The following is a 16,218-nucleotide window of genomic DNA, read 5'->3' as shown; positions in this document are numbered from 1 at the left end:
GGCCGGAGCGACCCCCCGTCAGCCGGACGCGCTGCCGATGCGATCGGTAGGCGCCGGTCCGTGCAGATCCACCAGACCGGACGGAGCGGAACCGCCCGGCGTGACCGGCCAGGGTGCGAACGCCACGCCCGTGGCAAGCAGCAGCCCGACTGCCGCCACCGCGATCACCAGGAGCAGCTCACGCGCCGCCGAACCCACCATGGTCGTCCTCCCCCGTACCGAACACGAGCCCCCCGGCTCGCCCCCCGTTGCCAGGGTTCCGCAGCCGGGCGAGGGTGACAGTCGCCCACCCGACGGTCGGAAGGCTGATTACCGACTCAGAGAGCGGCTGATCGGAGCCGGCCGGAACGCGCTGGCAGAGACCAACCGGGAGCGCCGGCTGCGCATCCGACCACCCCTGTCAGCAAACACGGACGGCCGGGCCGCCACCGGTGCGCAGTTGCCCGGCGGCGACCCGGCCGACACCGGGTGACCGGAGGTCAGAGCGGACGGATGTTCTCCGCCTGCGGGCCCTTCTGGCCCTGCACGACCTCGAACTCCACCCGCTGGTTCTCGTCGAGGCTGCGGTAGCCGGAGGACTGGATCGCCGAGAAGTGGGCGAAGACGTCCGCGCCGCCGCCGTCGGGGGTGATGAAGCCGAAGCCCTTGTCAGCGTTGAACCACTTGACGGTGCCAATAGCCATGCTTGTTTCGTCTCCTTGACGGAACGTCAACTCCGCACCTGTTGCGGAGTTGAAAGAGGAATGTCCCGGACGTACCTGCCCGGAACGCCTGTCGCTGCTGGTCGCCCCGCCCGGAGAAGTCCGGACATAACAAAGAGCGCCTGGGGCCACATTCCGCCAGGCGCAAACAGAGCTGGTAACCGAAACTGCAACGGGGGAACCCTACCACGAATCCGGCGCTGCGCCAGTACCTCACGTCGACTCGGGAATGGATCTGATCAACCCGGTCAGCCCGTCGACGTCGAGCAGGTCCGCCGGGCGGACGGTCACCCCGTCCCGCACGTAGTGGAACGCCGCGCCGACCCGGTCGACAGGTACACCGGCCAGCTCCGCCCAGGCCAGCCGGTAGACCGCCAGCTGCACCGCCGCCACCTCGGCGGCGGCCCCGTCCGGCCGGGCGCCGGTCTTCCAGTCGACCACGTCGAAGCGGTCGCCGGGACGACGGAACACCGCGTCCATCCGGCCGCGTACCACCACGCCGCCGATCACCGTCGCGAACGGCACCTCCACCTCGACCGGGGTGCGGTCCGCCCACTCGCTCGCCAGGAAGCGCCGCTGAAGCTCGACCAACTCCTCGTCCGGCGCCGCGTCGGCGTCCGCCGCCCCCGGCAACTCGTCGGTGTCGAGCAGCCGGTCCGCGCCGAACCGCTGTTCCAGCCAGGCGTGAAACGCGGTGCCCCGGCGGGCGTACGGGTTGGGCTCGGAGGGCATCGGACGACGCAGTGCCCGGGCCAGCCCTGCCGGGTCCCGACGCAACGCGACAAGTTGCGTCACCGACAGGTGCTCGGGCAGCGACACCTCGACCGGGCCGGAGAGCCGGCTCAGCTCCGCCCGCTCGGCCAGCAGCAACTCAGCCTCCCGCCGCCACCGGGCCACCTCCGGATCCGAGCCGGCCGCGTCGGCCGGCCCTTCCCCGTCCCGGTCGCCATCGCCGCCGCCGTCGCCGTCGGTCAGGAAACGGCGGACCAGCGCGGCCGCCTCGGCCAACACGGGACGGCGGGGGCCGAGCGGATCCGCCGGCCACTCGGCCCGCAACACCACCTCGGTGGTCGGGTTCACCGCGTCCGGCGCCGGTTCCGGAGTCCACTCGTCGACCAGATGCCCGGCGCCGGCGTCCAGGCAGGCGTCGTACACCTCGCGGAGCAGCGCCGACGGGCCACGCGGCCGCTTGGTGCCCTCACCCCACCAGTGACCGGAGCAAAGCAGCAGGCGTCGGGGCCGGGTCACCGCCACGTACGCCAGCCGCCGTTCCTCCCGCTCGTCGTGGGCTCGCCAGGCGTCGGTGAAGTCCTCCACCGCCCGGGCCACGCCACGCTGGTCGTCCGCCTCGGCCAGGGCCAGCTCGGGCAGCCCGTCGGCGTCCCCCCGCAACGGAAACGGCAGCACGCCCAGACCGCCGAGCCAGTGGTCCGAGTTGCGGACCGGCCCCGGCCACACACCACGACTGAGCCCGGCCACCGCCACCACGTCCCACTCCAGGCCCTTGGCGGCGTGTGCGGTGAGGATCTGCACCGCCCCCTCGACCACCTCGACCTCGCCCGGCGTGAGACCGCGCTCCTCGTCCTCGGCGGCGGCGAGATAGGCCAGGAAACCGGCGAGCGTGGCGGCCGGCGACTCCCCGCTGAACCGGGCGGCCACGTCACCCAACGCGTCCAGGTGACCCCGGGCCAGGCCGGCGTCACCGGCGCCGTCGCGGCCGGCCCGCACCGCCACCTCCACGTCCAGCCCGGTGGTCCGCTCCACGTCCGCGATGAGCTCGGGCAGGGACTGGTCCAGCCGGTAGCGGAGCAGGCCCAGTTCCCGGGCGTACGCGCGCAGCCGCGCATACCCCTCGGCCGAGTACGCCTGCGCGGGCCCCAGGTCGGCGAGCGCCTCCACCAGGGTCGCCTCGTCGAGGCGATCGGGGGTGATCTCCGGGGCGCCGTCGTCGGCGAGCCGGCGGCGGGCCGCCGCGATGGCCCGGGCCCGGCGGTGCAGGGCCACCAGGTCCCGCGGCCCGATCCGCCACCGTGCACCGGTCAGCAGACGCAGCAGCGCGGCCCCGTCGGTCGGGTCGGCCAGCACCCGCAGGGTGCAGACCACGTCGCGTACCTCCGGGGTGTCCAGCAGACCGCCGAGCCCGACCACCTCGACCGGCAGCCCGCGCTCGCGCAGCGCCGCGGCGATCGCCGGGATCTGGCTACGCAGTCGGACCAGCACCGCCGTGGTCGGGCGTCGGGTCACCGGAATCTGCTCGGGCAGCGCACCCGGCGTGCCGGCCGCGCCCCGCCAGGCGGCCAGCACGCTGTCGGCGATCCAGTCGGCCTCGTCGGCGTACGTCGACAGCAGTGCGCAGTGCACAGTGCCGGCGGCGGCCCCGCGCGGGCTGCGATGCGGGATCGGCTCGTCGACGCCGAGCGCGGCGTGCAGCTCGGGCACCCGGGCCCCGGCCGCCCGCAACGGCGTGGCCAGTGCGTTCGCCACCGCGAGGATCTCCGGTCGGTTACGCCAGCTGGTGGTCAGCCCGAGCACCTGCGACGGGCTGCCGTCGGCCCGGGCGAACTCGGTAGGGAAACGGTCCAGGGTGCCGGCGCTGGCTCCCCGCCAGCCGTAGATGGACTGGCAGGGGTCACCCACCGCGGTCACCGGATGCCCGCCGCCGAACAGCGCGCCGAGCAGCACCACCTGGGCGTGGCTGGTGTCCTGGTACTCGTCGAGCAGCACCACCCGGTAGCGGCCGCGCTCGATCTCACCCACGCCAGGATGGTCCCGGGCGACCCGGGCCGCCCGGGCCAGCTGGTCGGCGAAGTCCATCGCCTCGAAATCGTCCTTGCGGCGGGCGTACCCGCGCACCAGCGGCAGCAGCTTCAGCCGGGTTTGCTGGAGGGCGAGGGCCTTGCGTACCCCGGCGTAGATCCGCCCCGGACGCGACTGCACGTCGGCGAAGAACCGGCCGGTCCAGGCGGCCAGGTCGTCCGGGTCGACCAGGTGCTCGTCCAGCTCGCCGGCGAGCGCCAGTACCGCGTCGGTGACGGTGCTCGGCATCCGGTCTACCTCGGACATGTCGCCGTCGTAGTTGCGCACGATCAGGTCGACCAACTGCCAGCGGGACGCCTCGGTCAGCAGCCGGGTCGAGGGCTCGTAGCCGGCGCGCAGGCCGTGCTCGGTGACGATCCGTCCGGCGTACGAGTGGTAGGTGGCCACCGTCGGCTCGCCGGCGAGGGGGTCGTCGAGGGGGTTCCGCTCGCGTCGGCCCAGCCGGCGGACCAGCTGGTCGAGCCGGACCCGCACCCGGTGCGCCAGCTCACCGGCGGCCTTGCGGGTGAAGGTGAGGCCGAGCACCTGCTCCGGCCGGACGTACGAGTTGGCCACCAACCAGACCACCCGGGCGGCCATCGTCTCGGTCTTGCCCGAGCCCGCACCGGCGACCACCAGCAGCGGCTCGACCGGCGCGGCGATGATCGCCGCCTGTTCCCGGGTGGGGGCCGGCAGGCGGAGCAGCTTCGCCAGTTCCACAGGTGTGTACCGGGGGCCGGCGTCGGCGGCGCGGGGCGCCGGTGTGACCGGCTCGAACAGGGTGGGCTGGCTCACGGCTCGACCACCTGCCGTCCCTGACCGGAGACCGGGCAGCTGCTGCGCACCGGGCAGACCCGGCACTTCGAGTTGGCGACCGCCGCGAAGGTGGCGGCGGCCATCGTGTCGGCGGTACGACGCACCAGCGCGGTCGCCCAACCAGCCTCCGGACCGTCGGTGGCCGGCGGTTGAGCCTGCTCGCGGGCGTCCTTCGCAGCGGTGCCGAGCTGCACCAACGCCGCCCCGCCGGGCTCGTCGCCGAACTCGGCGAACGCACCCGCCTCCACCGCCGCCTGGTACGCACCCAGCTGCGGATGCTCGGCCACCTCACCCTCGGTGACAGCTGTGGACTTGCCGGTCTTCAGGTCGATGACCACCAGCCGGCCGTCCGCGTCGACCTCCAGTCGGTCCACCCGGCCGGTCAGCTCGACCGGCCGGTGCGGGTCGTCGAGGCGTACCGCGAATTCATGTTCGATGGCGAGCAGCCGGCGCGGGTTGGCGGCGAGCCAGCGGAGCAGCTTGTCCACCATCGCCTCGGCGCGGGCCTGCTCCGGGCCGACCATCCACCGCGCGGCCAGCTCGATCGCGTCGAAGCGGGCGGCCACGTACTCCAGCAGTGTCTCCCGGTCGGCGCGGGCGTCCTCGGCGAGCATCGCCGCCGCGTGCACCAGGTTGCCGACGCCCTGCGCGGTGCTGGCCGGCGCGCTGCCGCCGTGCCGTTCCAGCAGCCAGCGCAGGCTGCACCTCAGCGCGCTCTCCATTCCCGACGGGGTCACCCGGACCGGCTCGCCGTCGTCGACCAGGGGCCGGTCGTCCGACAGGGCGCGCAGCCCCCACCAGTCGTCGGGGTGTGCGCCGGACACCCCGGCGGCGGCCAGCCGCGCCAGCTCAGCCGCCGCCGCGCGCCGCCGGGCGACCGACGCCGCCGGATCGGTGACCGCGGTACGCAGCTCCGCCACCAGCGCGGGCAGCGTGAGCGCCCGGGGCGGCCGACTCAACGGCAGCCGACCCGGCGCGGGCTGCTCAGCCCCGGTGGTGTCCGTCGGGCCGTCATCGCCCGGTGGGCGATCCGTGCCGGCGGGGAGCGGCTCGTCCGGTGGCGGGGACTGCGGCGGCGGACCGGCAGTGTCACCCGGATCGTCGGTGGGGCCGAGTTCGTAGAGGAAGCGGCTGGGTTGCTCCTCGTGGTCGTCGCCGCCCACCGACGCGGAGGCGACCGCGCTGACCAGCAGCCGTCGTCGAGCCCGGGTCACCGCGACATGGAACAGCCGCCGCTCCTCGTCGAGCAGCGCGGAGGTCTGCCCGACCACGGTGGCCACCGCAGCCGCGCCATCGCCTCGGCCGGCCAGCACGTCGACCAGGCGCTCCGAGCCGAGCAGGCTGCCGCGCAGCCGCAGGTCCGGCCAGACTCCTTCCTGCACCCCGGCCACCGCGACCAGGTCCCACTCGAGTCCTTTGGCGGCATGCGCGGTCAGCAGCCGCACGGCGTCGCCCCGGTCGGCGGTCGGCGCGAGCGTGTCAGCCGGCAGTTCCTGGCCGAGCACGTGGTCGAGGAAGACCTCGGTACGCGCACCCGGCAGCCGGTCGGTGAACCGGGCGGCGGCGTCGAAGAGAACAAGCACAGCGTCCAGGTCACGGTCGGCCGCCTCGGCCCGGCGACGCCTGGCGAGATCGCCCTCGCCGGCCACGGCCGGGCCCCGGGTCAGCGCGGCCGACCACAGCTCGGCCAGCCCGCTGGCCCGCCAGACCGCCCAGAGGACCTCCTCGGCGGTGGCGGCCGGCCGACCGGCCGCCTCCCGGGCGACGGCCAGCAGCCCGGCCACCGTCTGCGCCGGCTCGGCCCAACGCCGCTCGACTCCGGCCAGCTCGGCCGGGTCGCGTAGCGCCTCGATGATCAGCTCACCGGACGGCCGGCGGTCGCCCCGAGCCAGGGCGAGGGCACGCAGGCCCTGCCGCAGCCGCCGCTCCGCCAACGGGTCGGCACCGCCGAGCGGTGAATGCAGCAGCGCGACCGCGGCCTCCTCGTCGAGCCGCTCCGGCTCCAGCGCGCAGCGCAGCAGAAGCAGCAGCGGCGCGACCGCCGGTTGCAGGTGCAGCGGGAGATCCTCGCCGTGCACCACTGTCGGCACGCCGGCCGCGTGCAGCGCCCGACGCAGCCCGGGCAGGTGCCGGGCGGTGGAACGGACCAGCACCGCCATCCGCGCCCACGGCACGCCGTCGAGCAGGTGCGCCTCCCGCAACGCGTGCGCCAGCCACGCCGCCTCACTTGTGGTCGAGGAGAACGTGCGTACCTCCACCGCACCCGGCGGCGTCTCCGGCAGCGGTCGCAGCCGCCGGTGCGCGGCCGGTCCGCGTAGCCGTCGGGCCAGCCGGGTGGTGGCGGCCAGCAGCCGCTCGCCCGCGCGGTAGCTGGTGGTCAGCAGCACCTGCGCGGCCGGGGCGCCGGAGGCGGTACGGAACCGGTGCGGGAAGGTCGTCACGCCAGCCGGGTCGGCGCCCCGGAAGGCGTACGTGGAGGAGTCGGGATCGGCGAACGCGACAAGGGGAAGCCCGCCGCCGGCCACCGTGTCCAGCAGCTCCAGCTGCGCGGGGTCGGTGTCGGCGAGCTCGTCGACGTAGACGTGCGCCAGCCGGTGCCGCTCGGTGGCGAGCAGCTCCGGATCGTCGCGCAGCATCCCGGTGGCCGCCCGGACCAGCTCCGCCGGGTCGTAGGCGACCGAGCCGCGGTTGGCCACGTCACGCAGGGCCAGCACGGCGACGTACTGCCGCAGGAACCGGGCCGCGGCCGGCCAGTCGGCACGGCCCAGCCGTTCACCGAGCCTGGCCAGCTCGACCGGTCCCACCCCACGCTCGGCGGCACGCATCAGCAGGTCGCGCAGCTGGGCGGCGAACGCCCGGGTACGCAGTGCCGGCCGCAGCTCGGCCGGCCAGCCGACCGGATCGTCGTCGGGCTCCACGTCGGGCTCGGCTCCGACGACGTCCAGCAGCTCGCGGATGATCAGATCCTGCTCCGGGCCGGTGAGCAGCCGGGGTGACGGCTCACCGCGTTCGGCGGCGGCACGCCGCAGCAGGCCGAAGGCGTACGCGGGAAAGGTGCGCACCAGCGGTTCGCGCAGCACCCGTTGGCCGGTCGCGGCGATCCGGGCCTCGATCCGGTGTCGCAGGTCCGCGGCCCCACGCCGGCTGAAGGTGAGCACCAGGATCCGCTCCGGGTCGACTCCCTCGATCACCCGGGCGGTGACCGCCTCGACGAGCGTCCGGGTCTTCCCGGTGCCCGGTCCGCCCAGCACGAGCATCGGACCGGCGGTGTGCGCGACGACCTCCGCCTGCCGCGGATCCACCTGCCCCCGGCCGGCGGCAGCCTGGCCCGTTACGGCCTCACCCGGTTCGGCGTGGCCCGGCGCAGCGTGACCCTGACCGGCGGGCCCGGGCGGAGCGTGACCCTGGCCGGCGTGACCCTGGGTGGCGTGACCCTGGCCGGCTTGCCCGGGCGGGGCGTGACCCTGGGTGGCGTGACCTTGGCCAGCGTGGCCCGGGGCGGCGTGCTCCGGCGCGGCCTGACCTGGGGTTGCCTGCGGGTGAGCGGCATCCGAGGGCGGCCCGGCGGACGGGCTGCTCCCCTCGGTCGGCCCGGCGGGCCGACGCACCAACCGGTACGCCTGCATCCCGCCATCCCATCACGGCCCTGCGACACCGCTCGACGCGCCACACCCGGCTGGGCCGACGCCCGACCGCTCGACATGCGGCAAAGTGGGGCCTCCACTCGGCGGGAAAGCCCAACACGCCGCATCCCGAGCCGCTCACGTGCCGGGCCGGTCTGCCGGGGGCTGAGCGGGGCAGGTGGCGGCCGGAGGCGGGGCGGCCAGGGTCGAGCCTCGGCCAGGCGGGTTCAGGTGAGGCGGGACTCGATGAGGTCGAGAGCACTGGGGACGGTGTCGACCGAACGGAGCAGGTCGAAGCCGGCGGGTTTGAGGAAGGCCTGGTCGGTCAGGTCGCCCAGCCATTTCAGCAGCGGGCCGTAGAAGCCGTCGGTGTCGACAAGCACCATCGGCTTGTGGTGCAGGGCGAGCGTCGCGGTGGTCCAGACCTCGAAGAGTTCGTCGAGCGTGCCGAGCCCACCGGGCAGGGTGAGGAAGGCGTCCGACTTCTCGATCATGAGGATCTTCCGGCTGGCCATCGAGTCGGTGACCAGCAGTTCGTCGGAGGCGAGGTCGGCGACCTCCAGGTCGACAAGTGCCTGCGGTATGACACCGATCGTGCGGCCTCCCGCCGACCGGGCGCCGTTGACCAGCGCACCCATCATCCCGACGCAGCCGCCGCCGCTGACCAGCGTGTGCCCGCGTCGAGCGATTTCCGCACCGGTGTCGGCAGCCAGGTCCAGCCAGCGCTTGTCGAGGGTGCGGGAAGAGGCGCAGAACACGCAGATCGCGGCCACCGGTCAGCGCCCCGTGGGTTCGTCGGTCACGGCCGACCCGTCGGCTGCGGCCTGCTGGTCGGCGGCGGCCCGGGCGACCGCTTCCTCTCGTACGCTCTCCTGCTCGACATTGAGTGCGGCCTCGGCCTCCACGATGTGTCGGACCGCCGCGGCGACATCGTCGGTGACGCAGATCAGCTCCAGGTCGACCGGGCCGATCTTGCCTTCGGCGGCCATCGTGTCACGCAACCAGTCGAGCAGGCCCTGCCAGTAGTCCGCGCCCATCAGCACCACCGGGAACCGGGTGACCTTTCCGGTCTGTACCAGGGTGAGCGCCTCGAAGAGCTCATCCATCGTGCCGAACCCGCCGGGCAGTACCACGAACGCCTGCGCGTACTTGACGAACATGGTCTTGCGGGCGAAGAAGTAGCGGAAGTCGATGGCCAGGTCGACCCACTCGTTGATGCCCTGCTCGAAGGGGAGTTCGATGCCGAGGCCGACGGAGTGGCCACCGGCCTCGCTCGCCCCCCGGTTGGCCGCCTCCATCACGCCGGGACCACCGCCGGTGATCACGGCGTAGCCGGCCCGGGCCAGTGCCGCGCCCAGCGCCTCGGCGAGCTGGCACTCGGGGCTGTCCGGCTTGCTGCGCGCCGACCCGAAGACGCTGACCGCGGGCGGCAGGTCGGCGAGGGTGTCGAAGCCCTCCACGAACTCGGAGAGGATGCGCAGCGCCCGCCAGGCGTCCTTTGTCTTCCAGTCGGCCCGCGCGCGGGAGTCCAGCAGACGCTGGTCCGCAGTGCTACTGGTGATCGACTGGCGACGGAGTGTGACGGCGCCGCGATGCCGCTCCTGTCCTCGTTCGCGCCCGTTGCTCTGGGTCATGGAAGCAACCGTAGTGGAGTCCGGCCGGAGAACCTGGCAAACATCTTGTGATCTTGTGCAACCAAATCGCTTTCCCGTACGTCTTACTATTCACATACCGGGTATGCCCCGGCGCGCGGGCTTCGGGGGAGGAGACAGCGTGATCAACAACAACGAACGGATCCGGATTCGCCGCCAGATGCAGCGACGCATCCGCGACGTGGTGGCCGAGCGCCGCCGCACCCGCCTGCTCGAGAACCCACCCGAGCCGCCGGTCGACCCCGGCAGCGAGTCCCACTTGACCGCCGTCTGACCCCCTCGCGGCATCCGCCCGCCTCGGAGTCCGGCGTCGGACGCCTCAGGCGGAGGCGAGCCAGCGGTGCAGCGTCGCCGCACCGTCGCGGATCTTGCTGATCTCGACGTGTTCGTCAGGGTGGTGGGCGAGGTTCGGATCCCCCGGGCCGAAGTTGAGCGCCGGGATCCCCATCGCCGCGAACCGGGCCACATCGGTCCAGCCCAACTTCCCGATCGGTGCGGCACCCACCGCCGCCAGGAACTCCCGTGCGGGGGCGGCCTCCAGGCCGGGCAGGGCGCCGGCCGCGCAGTCGGTCACCGTCAGCTCGTAGTCCGCGAAGACCTCGCGCAGGTGCGCCTCGGCCTCGGCCGGCGTACGGTCCGGCGCGAAGCGGTAGTTCACCTCGATCTCGCACCGGTCCGGCACCACGTTACCGGCGACCCCGCCGTGGATGCGGGTCGCGTTCATGCCCTCCCGGTACTCGCATCCGTCGATGGTCACCCGCCGGGCCTGGTACGTCGACAGGCGGCGGAGCACCTCCCCCGCACCGTGCACCGCGTTGACCCCGTGCCAGGAACGGGCCGAGTGGGCCCGGACCCCGGTGGTCACCACCGTGGCCCGCATGGTGCCCTGGCAGCCGGCCTCGACGATGCCGTACGTCGGTTCCAGCAGCAGGGCGAAGTCGGCCTCCAACCAGTCCGGGTGCGTCTGCGCGACCAGGTGCAGCCCGTTGTACCTCGACTCGATCTCCTCGGCCTCGTAGAAGAAGTAGGTCACGTCGTAGCGGGGCTCGGGCAGGGTCGTCGCGAGGTGCAGCGCGAAGGCGACCCCCGACTTCATGTCCGAGGTGCCGCAGCCGTACATCAGGTCGCCACGCAGGGTCGACGGGAAGTTGTTGTTCAGCGGCACCGTGTCCAGGTGGCCGGCCAGCACCACCCGGGAGGCCCGACCCAGGTCGGTACGGGCCATCACCGTGTTGCCGTGCCGGTAGGTGGTCAGGTGCGGGACCACCCGCAGAACCTCTTCGACGCAGTCGGCGATGGCCTTCTCGTTGAGGGACACGGACTCGATGTCGACAAGCGCGCGGGTCAGCGCCACCGGATCGGCGAGGACCTCAGGGGTAAGCGGGTTCTCCATGGTCCGCACGGTACCGTCACAATCGGCGACCGCGAGACGCGAGCCCTTCGGCGAGGCGCGAGGAGTGAGCTTGCGAGCCCCGCGGTCGCGAGCAGCAGCCAGCCCAGATGGGAACAAGGGGTGAGTAAGTGACGTCCACACAATCCGCGTGGGGCATCGGCCTGGCCACCGTCACGGCCGAGGACCAGGTGCTCGACACCTGGTACCCGACCGGCAAGCTGGGCCTCGGTGACCTACCGCTGGTGGCCGGCGAGGACGAGGCCGACGTGCTCGACCTGCCGCCCGGCGCGATCGGCGACCGGGCCCTGCCGGGTCTGCGTACCGTCCAGGTGGTCACCGTCATCGGCTCGCTTGACGACCCGATCAAGGACGCGGCGGACGCGTACCTGCGGCTGCACCTGCTCTCCCACCGCCTGGTGCGCCCGAACGAGATCAACCTCGACGGCATCTTCGCCAAGTTGGCAAACGTGGCCTGGACCTCCGCCGGGCCGTGCCCGCCGGAGCGGGTGGACGAGCTGCGTGTCATCGAGCGGGCCGCCGGTCGCCACCTCGGTGTGTACGGGGTGGACAAGTTCCCGCGGATGACCGACTACGTGGTGCCCTCCGGGGTGCGGATCGCCGACGCCGACCGGGTCCGGCTCGGCGCGCACCTCGCCTCGGGTACCACAGTCATGCACGAGGGCTTCGTCAACTTCAACGCCGGCACGCTCGGCACCTCGATGGTCGAAGGGCGCATCGTGCAGGGCGTGGTGGTGGGTGACGGTTCGGACATCGGCGGCGGCGCCTCCATCATGGGCACCCTCTCCGGTGGCGGCACCGACAAGGTACGCATCGGCGAACGCAGCCTGGTCGGCGCCAACGCCGGTGTCGGCATCTCGCTCGGCGACGACTGTGTCGTCGAGGCGGGCTGCTACATCACCGCAGCCTCGAAGATCAGTCTTCCGGACGGCCGGGTCGTCAAGGCCCGCGAGCTGTCCGGCGTCGACGGGTTGCTGTTCTGGCGCAACTCGGTCTCCGGCGCGCTGGAGGCCCGCCCCCGCACCGGCCGGGGCATCGAGCTGAACGCCGCCCTGCACGCCAACGACTGAGGCCCCCGGTGGGGTGGGCCCTGATCGGGCCCACCCCACCGGCCCGGCTCACCGCAGGCGGTACGCCTGGATGATCCGCTGGGTGACGGTGTTGCCGTCGGCGTCACGGGCGGTGGCCCGCAGCGACACGTGGCCGGCACCGCGCGGGTGTTGCACGGTGGCTTCCCATCCCTTACCGGCCTTGCGCAGTTTGGCGCGCTGCCAACGCTTCCCGCCGTCGTAGGAGGCCTCGACTGTCAACGCCGCCGTCTTCGCCGCCGGTGCACCCGGTTGGCGCTGCACCGCTACCGGAATCACGAAGGCCCGACCGGCCGGTGCCGCGTTCCGCTCGTCCAGTCGTGGCGCGAAGCGGATCGCCGAGGCGGGCAGCCGGACCGGGTCGTCGCCCCGGGCGTGCCGGGACCGGAAGGTCCAGGTGGTGGCGATCTCGGTGCTCAGGTCGCTGACCGAGCGCTTCGCCGACGTCTCCAGCCGGTACCTGGCGAGCCCGGCCGGCACCTCGAACTGGCCCCAGCCCGCGTCGGTGGTCTCGCTGACCAGCTTGCCGTTGCGGTACAGGGCCGTACGCGAGGCGTCCGTCAGCGAACCACCCAGGTGTCCGGCCGCGTCGCTGTACAGCGGCACGGACAGAGTGATCAGGTCACCCTGCCGGGTCAGGCCGTCGTCCGGCCAGCGCGGCACCGGGAACGACGGTCCGTAAGGCGCGCCGCTCCAGACGTCCCGGTAGGTCCGTCCGCCCCGGTACGCCGTCGGCTCGGAGAAGAGTACGGCCACCGGTTCGAGCCAGGGCGAGTCATCGCTGCGGGTGCCGAGCCACAGCTCGGTGCTCCAGCGCACCTGCCTGGTGTTGTAGTACTCGACCCGCTGGCCCGGCACTGCGACAGGCAGCCCGATCGCCCAGCCGCCCAGGTCGGGCTCGAACAGGGCGAAGGACATCCGCTCGGCGAGCGTGCCCGGATAGCCGTCCCGGAACGTCTGCTTGACGGTGGCCAGGTCACTGCTGCGGTAGTTCCGGGTCAAGCCGGCAGGCATCCGGCCCGGGACCATCTCGGCGAGGGCGTAGAGATACGAGCTGCTGGCCGCCTCCAGGTCGGCGAACTGGCTGCTGAACACGGCGAAGAAGTGGTCCGCCGCAGTCCGCCCGCCGACCTGTCCGGTGAAGAGCACGCCGAAGTCGTCGGCGAGCGCACCGAACCCGGCCGACCAGTCGTCGAGCAGGAAGTTCGCGTCCACGGCGACGAGCGCCGGCGTCGCCGACCGGTCCGGCACTGTCATCCGCACCGGCTTCGCAGTGCGCGCGTCCACCACCGCCTCGGCGTCCGATTCCACCACCAGCTCCGGCTGGGCCATCAGCACCAGTTCCTCGCTGGCCTCGTCGAACAGGAAGCTGACCAGCCCGTACCGCCCCTTGGGCACGCGCACCTCGGCGGTGCCGTCCGGGTCGGACACGAAGATGTCGGTGAGGTCGTCCAACCCGAGCAGGAAGGTCACGTAGTCGTCCGGCACGGCACCCTGGCGGCTCAGGTGACGCACGGTCAGCGTGTAGCTCTCCACCTCCTTGTGGACCGCCATCGGGGTGATCGCCACCAGGTCGCCGGCGCGGGCGACCACCCGGCCGGTGTAGTGGCCGTCCGGGCTGTCGACGCTTGTGTCGACGGTGACGGTGGCGGACGCGGTACCACCTGCCGGCACCTGGACCCGCTCCGTGCCGAGCGTGAACACGCCGGCCGGCGCGGACTCCCCGTCCGGGCCGGTCGCTTCGATGCTGAGGTCCAGGGTCAGCGGCGCGGACCCGGTGTTGCGCCAGGTCACCTCGCGCTTGATGGGTTCGTCGTCGTCGTGCGGCCAGAGCGTCCGGCCGAACGAGACGCTCGCCGGCTCGCTGACCACCGACTGGGTGATGGCACGCGCCACGTCGACCCGGCCGGCACCCTGCTGGTACGCGGTCAGTTCCGGATGGGGCCGGGCCGAGGCCATCAGGGTGGCCTTGAGCAGCTCCGCCGTCGCGTCGGTGTGCTGCTGGGCGAGCAGCGCTGCCGCACCGGCGACATGTGGTGCGGACATCGAGGTGCCGGAGAGTGACACGTACTGGTCGCCGACCGGTTCACCGAGCTGCGTGCCCTGCCCTCGGGCGGCCACGATGTCCACTCCCGGCGCGGTGATGTCCGGCTTGAGGGCGTCGTCACCGACCCGCGGACCCTGGCTGGAGAAGTCGGCGAGCTGGTCGTCCCGGTCGACCGCACCGACGGCGAGCGCGGCGTCGGCGCTGGCCGGCGAGCCGACCGTCCCGGTCCGTCCGGCGTTGCCGGCGGAGATCACGAAGAGGGCACCGGTCTGCTCGGTGAGCGTGTTCACCGCTTCCTCGAGCGGATCGACCTCCGGGGTGTCCATCCCGCCCAGGCTGAGGTTGACCACGTCCGCCTCGACCTCGGTGGCGGCCCACTGCATGCCTGCCAGGATGGCCGACTCGGTGCACCCGTACTCCTCGCAGACCTTGCCGGAGAGCACTGTGGCGTCGGGTGCCACGCCCCGGTTGCGGCCGTCCGAGGCGGCACCGCTGCCCGCGATGATCGAGGCGACGTGGGTGCCGTGCCCCACGATGTCGCCCGGGTTCGTCTCCTCGGTGAAGTTCCGCGACTCGGCGACCCGGCCGGTGAGGTCGGGATGCGCGGCGTCGACACCGGTGTCCAGCACCGCCACGCGTACCCCCTGACCGGTGAAGCCGGCCTGGTGGGCAGCGGGCGCTCCGATCTGCGGCACGCTGTGTTCCAGCGTCAACTGCCGTCGGCCGTCGAGCCAGATCCGCTCGACACCCCCCGCCGCGTCGAACCGGGCGCCGCCGTTGCCAGCGACCGCGGCCCAGAGCTGACCCGCGCGTTGCTTGTCCGCGGTTGCCGCGACCCCACCGATGGCCGCCAGGTCCCGGGTGACGGTCACCCCTTCGGGTGCGCCGGTCCGCCGGGCGGTAGACCCGTAGGTCATGAGCAGGGGCAGGTTGTCGCGGTGCGCGTCGTCGTAGCCGGCGGCGACCAGCCCGGCCACGTCGAAGAGCCGGCGGTCGACCCGTCCGTCGCGGATCAACGGCAGGGCGTCCTGCGGCACCACCCAGAGGTGGTCCCGATCCCGCTGGGTGAGGAAGCGGATGCCGTCCCGGCCCTCAGCCGGTCGTACGCTCGCCCCGCTTGCGGTGACGGTGACCTGGTCGCCGGTGAGCAGGGTGACGGTGGCCGGTCCGCGACCGGCGTCCGGTCGGCCGGTCGGGACGTGGGTCGGCGGGGCCGCTGTCGGCACAGCCGGTGCGGCCGTGGCCGCCGCCGGTACACCGAGCACCAGACCCAGCACGAGTCCGGTGGCGGTCAGTTTGCTCCTTCGTCGCAACTGAATCCTCCTCTGGAGCGTCTATATCGATGTAGGACACATCGACTCCCATCAGAGTTGCATACTGAGTATGCAAAAGGGAGTCAAGAATTCGACGAAGTTGAGTCCCCGTCACGACGGTGCCAGGCATGATCAGACGGATGACGTCCATGAAGGAACGCATGCTCGCCGGCGAGCCGTACCTCGCCGACGACCCGGAACTGATCGCCGATCACCTCCGCGCCCTGCGCCTGATGGAACGGATCAACAGCAGCGGCGTCGACGACCAGGAGGCACGCCAGGCGGCGCTGCACGAACTGCTCGGCGAACTCGGCGAGGAGACCGGGATCCGACCACCGCTGTACTGCGACTACGGCTACAACATCCGGATCGGACCCCGCAGCTTCGTCAACTACCACGCGGTCTTCCTCGACGTCGCACCGATCACCATCGGGGCGGACGTACAGGTCGGCCCGAACGTGCAACTGCTCACCCCCACGCACCCGGTGGAACCGGAGCCACGCCGGGCTAAATGGGAGGCGGCCCGGCCCATCACCATCGGTGACAACGTCTGGCTCGGTGGCGGCGCGATCGTCCTCGCCGGAGTCACCGTCGGTGACAACACAGTCGTCGGTGCGGGTGCCGTGGTGACCCGCGACCTTCCCCCGAACGTCGTCGCGGTCGGTAATCCGGCTCGTCCGGTACGCCAGCTCGACTGACCAGCATTCGCCCTCTTAGCTGCGCAAACACCCCCATGACGAGTGGCAACCAGCCCACCGGATCGGGCACTGT

General features: G+C 72.7%; 11 protein-coding genes. 3 read left to right on the top strand and 8 right to left on the bottom strand.

Annotated features, from left to right (window positions below):
* Nucleotides 1–18: 18 nt before the first annotated feature.
* The 6 genes from AB0I71_RS10520 to AB0I71_RS10495 all read right to left on the bottom strand — a co-directional run bounded on the left by AB0I71_RS10520 (nucleotide 19) and on the right by AB0I71_RS10495 (nucleotide 9,570).
* Entirely contained in the window at nucleotides 19–201 is a 183-nt protein-coding gene (locus AB0I71_RS10520) for a hypothetical protein (RefSeq protein WP_357583089.1), read from the bottom strand.
* Nucleotides 202–479: 278 nt separating this feature from the next.
* Nucleotides 480–683 (bottom strand): cold-shock protein, encoded by a 204-nt coding sequence (locus AB0I71_RS10515; RefSeq protein WP_013735772.1) that lies wholly within the window; start codon nucleotides 681–683, stop codon nucleotides 480–482.
* 231 nt (nucleotides 684–914) lie between these two features.
* Nucleotides 915–4,292 carry an ATP-dependent DNA helicase gene (locus AB0I71_RS10510; RefSeq protein ID WP_357583087.1) on the bottom strand — a complete coding sequence of 1,126 codons (3,378 nt, stop codon included), beginning with the start codon at nucleotides 4,290–4,292 and terminating at the stop codon, nucleotides 915–917.
* Complete coding sequence (locus AB0I71_RS10505) at nucleotides 4,289–7,939, bottom strand: PD-(D/E)XK nuclease family protein (protein ID WP_357583085.1); 3,651 nt, start codon at nucleotides 7,937–7,939, stop codon at nucleotides 4,289–4,291. Before AB0I71_RS10505 ends, AB0I71_RS10510 begins: the two co-directional genes overlap by 4 nt.
* Before the next feature lie 224 nt (nucleotides 7,940–8,163).
* Nucleotides 8,164–8,709: a TIGR00730 family Rossman fold protein gene (locus AB0I71_RS10500; protein WP_357583083.1), complete on the bottom strand. Its 546-nt coding sequence runs from the start codon at nucleotides 8,707–8,709 to the stop codon at nucleotides 8,164–8,166.
* Between the two features lie 3 nt (nucleotides 8,710–8,712).
* The gene (locus AB0I71_RS10495; RefSeq protein WP_357583081.1) at nucleotides 8,713–9,570 is read right to left on the bottom strand and encodes a TIGR00730 family Rossman fold protein; all 858 of its coding nucleotides are present in this window, start codon (nucleotides 9,568–9,570) and stop codon (nucleotides 8,713–8,715) included.
* Nucleotides 9,571–9,709: 139 nt separating this feature from the next.
* Between AB0I71_RS10495 and AB0I71_RS10490 the strand changes: the two genes are divergently transcribed.
* A complete protein-coding gene (locus AB0I71_RS10490; protein ID WP_357583079.1) occupies nucleotides 9,710–9,862 on the top strand; it encodes a hypothetical protein in 153 nt (50 codons plus the stop codon).
* A 45-nt stretch (nucleotides 9,863–9,907) separates the two neighbouring features.
* On the opposite strand, the gene dapE is transcribed toward AB0I71_RS10490, so the two are convergent.
* Entirely contained in the window at nucleotides 9,908–10,981 is a 1,074-nt protein-coding gene (gene dapE, locus AB0I71_RS10485) for a succinyl-diaminopimelate desuccinylase (protein WP_357583077.1), read from the bottom strand.
* 128 nt (nucleotides 10,982–11,109) lie between these two features.
* Between dapE and dapD the strand changes: the two genes are divergently transcribed.
* Entirely contained in the window at nucleotides 11,110–12,069 is a 960-nt protein-coding gene (gene dapD, locus AB0I71_RS10480) for a 2,3,4,5-tetrahydropyridine-2,6-dicarboxylate N-succinyltransferase (protein WP_357583075.1), read from the top strand.
* Nucleotides 12,070–12,117: 48 nt separating this feature from the next.
* Here the strand turns inward: dapD and AB0I71_RS10475 are convergent, their stop codons facing one another.
* Complete coding sequence (locus AB0I71_RS10475; protein ID WP_357583073.1) at nucleotides 12,118–15,447, bottom strand: S8 family serine peptidase; 3,330 nt, start codon at nucleotides 15,445–15,447, stop codon at nucleotides 12,118–12,120.
* A 140-nt stretch (nucleotides 15,448–15,587) separates the two neighbouring features.
* On the opposite strand from AB0I71_RS10475, the gene AB0I71_RS10470 reads away from it, so the two are divergent.
* Nucleotides 15,588–16,145, top strand: coding sequence for a sugar O-acetyltransferase (locus AB0I71_RS10470; RefSeq protein WP_357583071.1), 558 nt, complete (start codon nucleotides 15,588–15,590; stop codon nucleotides 16,143–16,145).
* Nucleotides 16,146–16,218: the final 73 nt, after the last annotated feature.

It is taken from the genome of Micromonospora sp. NPDC049891 (genome assembly GCF_040660295.1).
In the GTDB taxonomy this organism is placed as follows: domain Bacteria; phylum Actinomycetota; class Actinomycetes; order Mycobacteriales; family Micromonosporaceae; genus Micromonospora.
Note: the sequence above shows the minus strand (reverse complement) of the source record. Positions and strands in the feature narration are given on the sequence as shown.

Bases quoted from the DNA above. Each gene is read 5' to 3' on its own strand.
- AB0I71_RS10515 (WP_013735772.1), bottom strand. From the start codon at position 683: ATGGCTATTGGCACCGTCAAGTGGTTCAACGCTGACAAGGGCTTCGGC.
- AB0I71_RS10505 (WP_357583085.1), bottom strand. From the start codon at position 7,939: ATGCAGGCGTACCGGTTGGTGCGTCGGCCCGCCGGGCCGACCGAGGGG.
- AB0I71_RS10520 (WP_357583089.1), bottom strand. From the start codon at position 201: ATGGTGGGTTCGGCGGCGCGTGAGCTGCTCCTGGTGATCGCGGTGGCG.
- AB0I71_RS10470 (WP_357583071.1), top strand. From the start codon at position 15,588: ATGACGTCCATGAAGGAACGCATGCTCGCCGGCGAGCCGTACCTCGCC.
- AB0I71_RS10495 (WP_357583081.1), bottom strand. From the start codon at position 9,570: ATGACCCAGAGCAACGGGCGCGAACGAGGACAGGAGCGGCATCGCGGC.
- dapE (WP_357583077.1), bottom strand. From the start codon at position 10,981: ATGGAGAACCCGCTTACCCCTGAGGTCCTCGCCGATCCGGTGGCGCTG.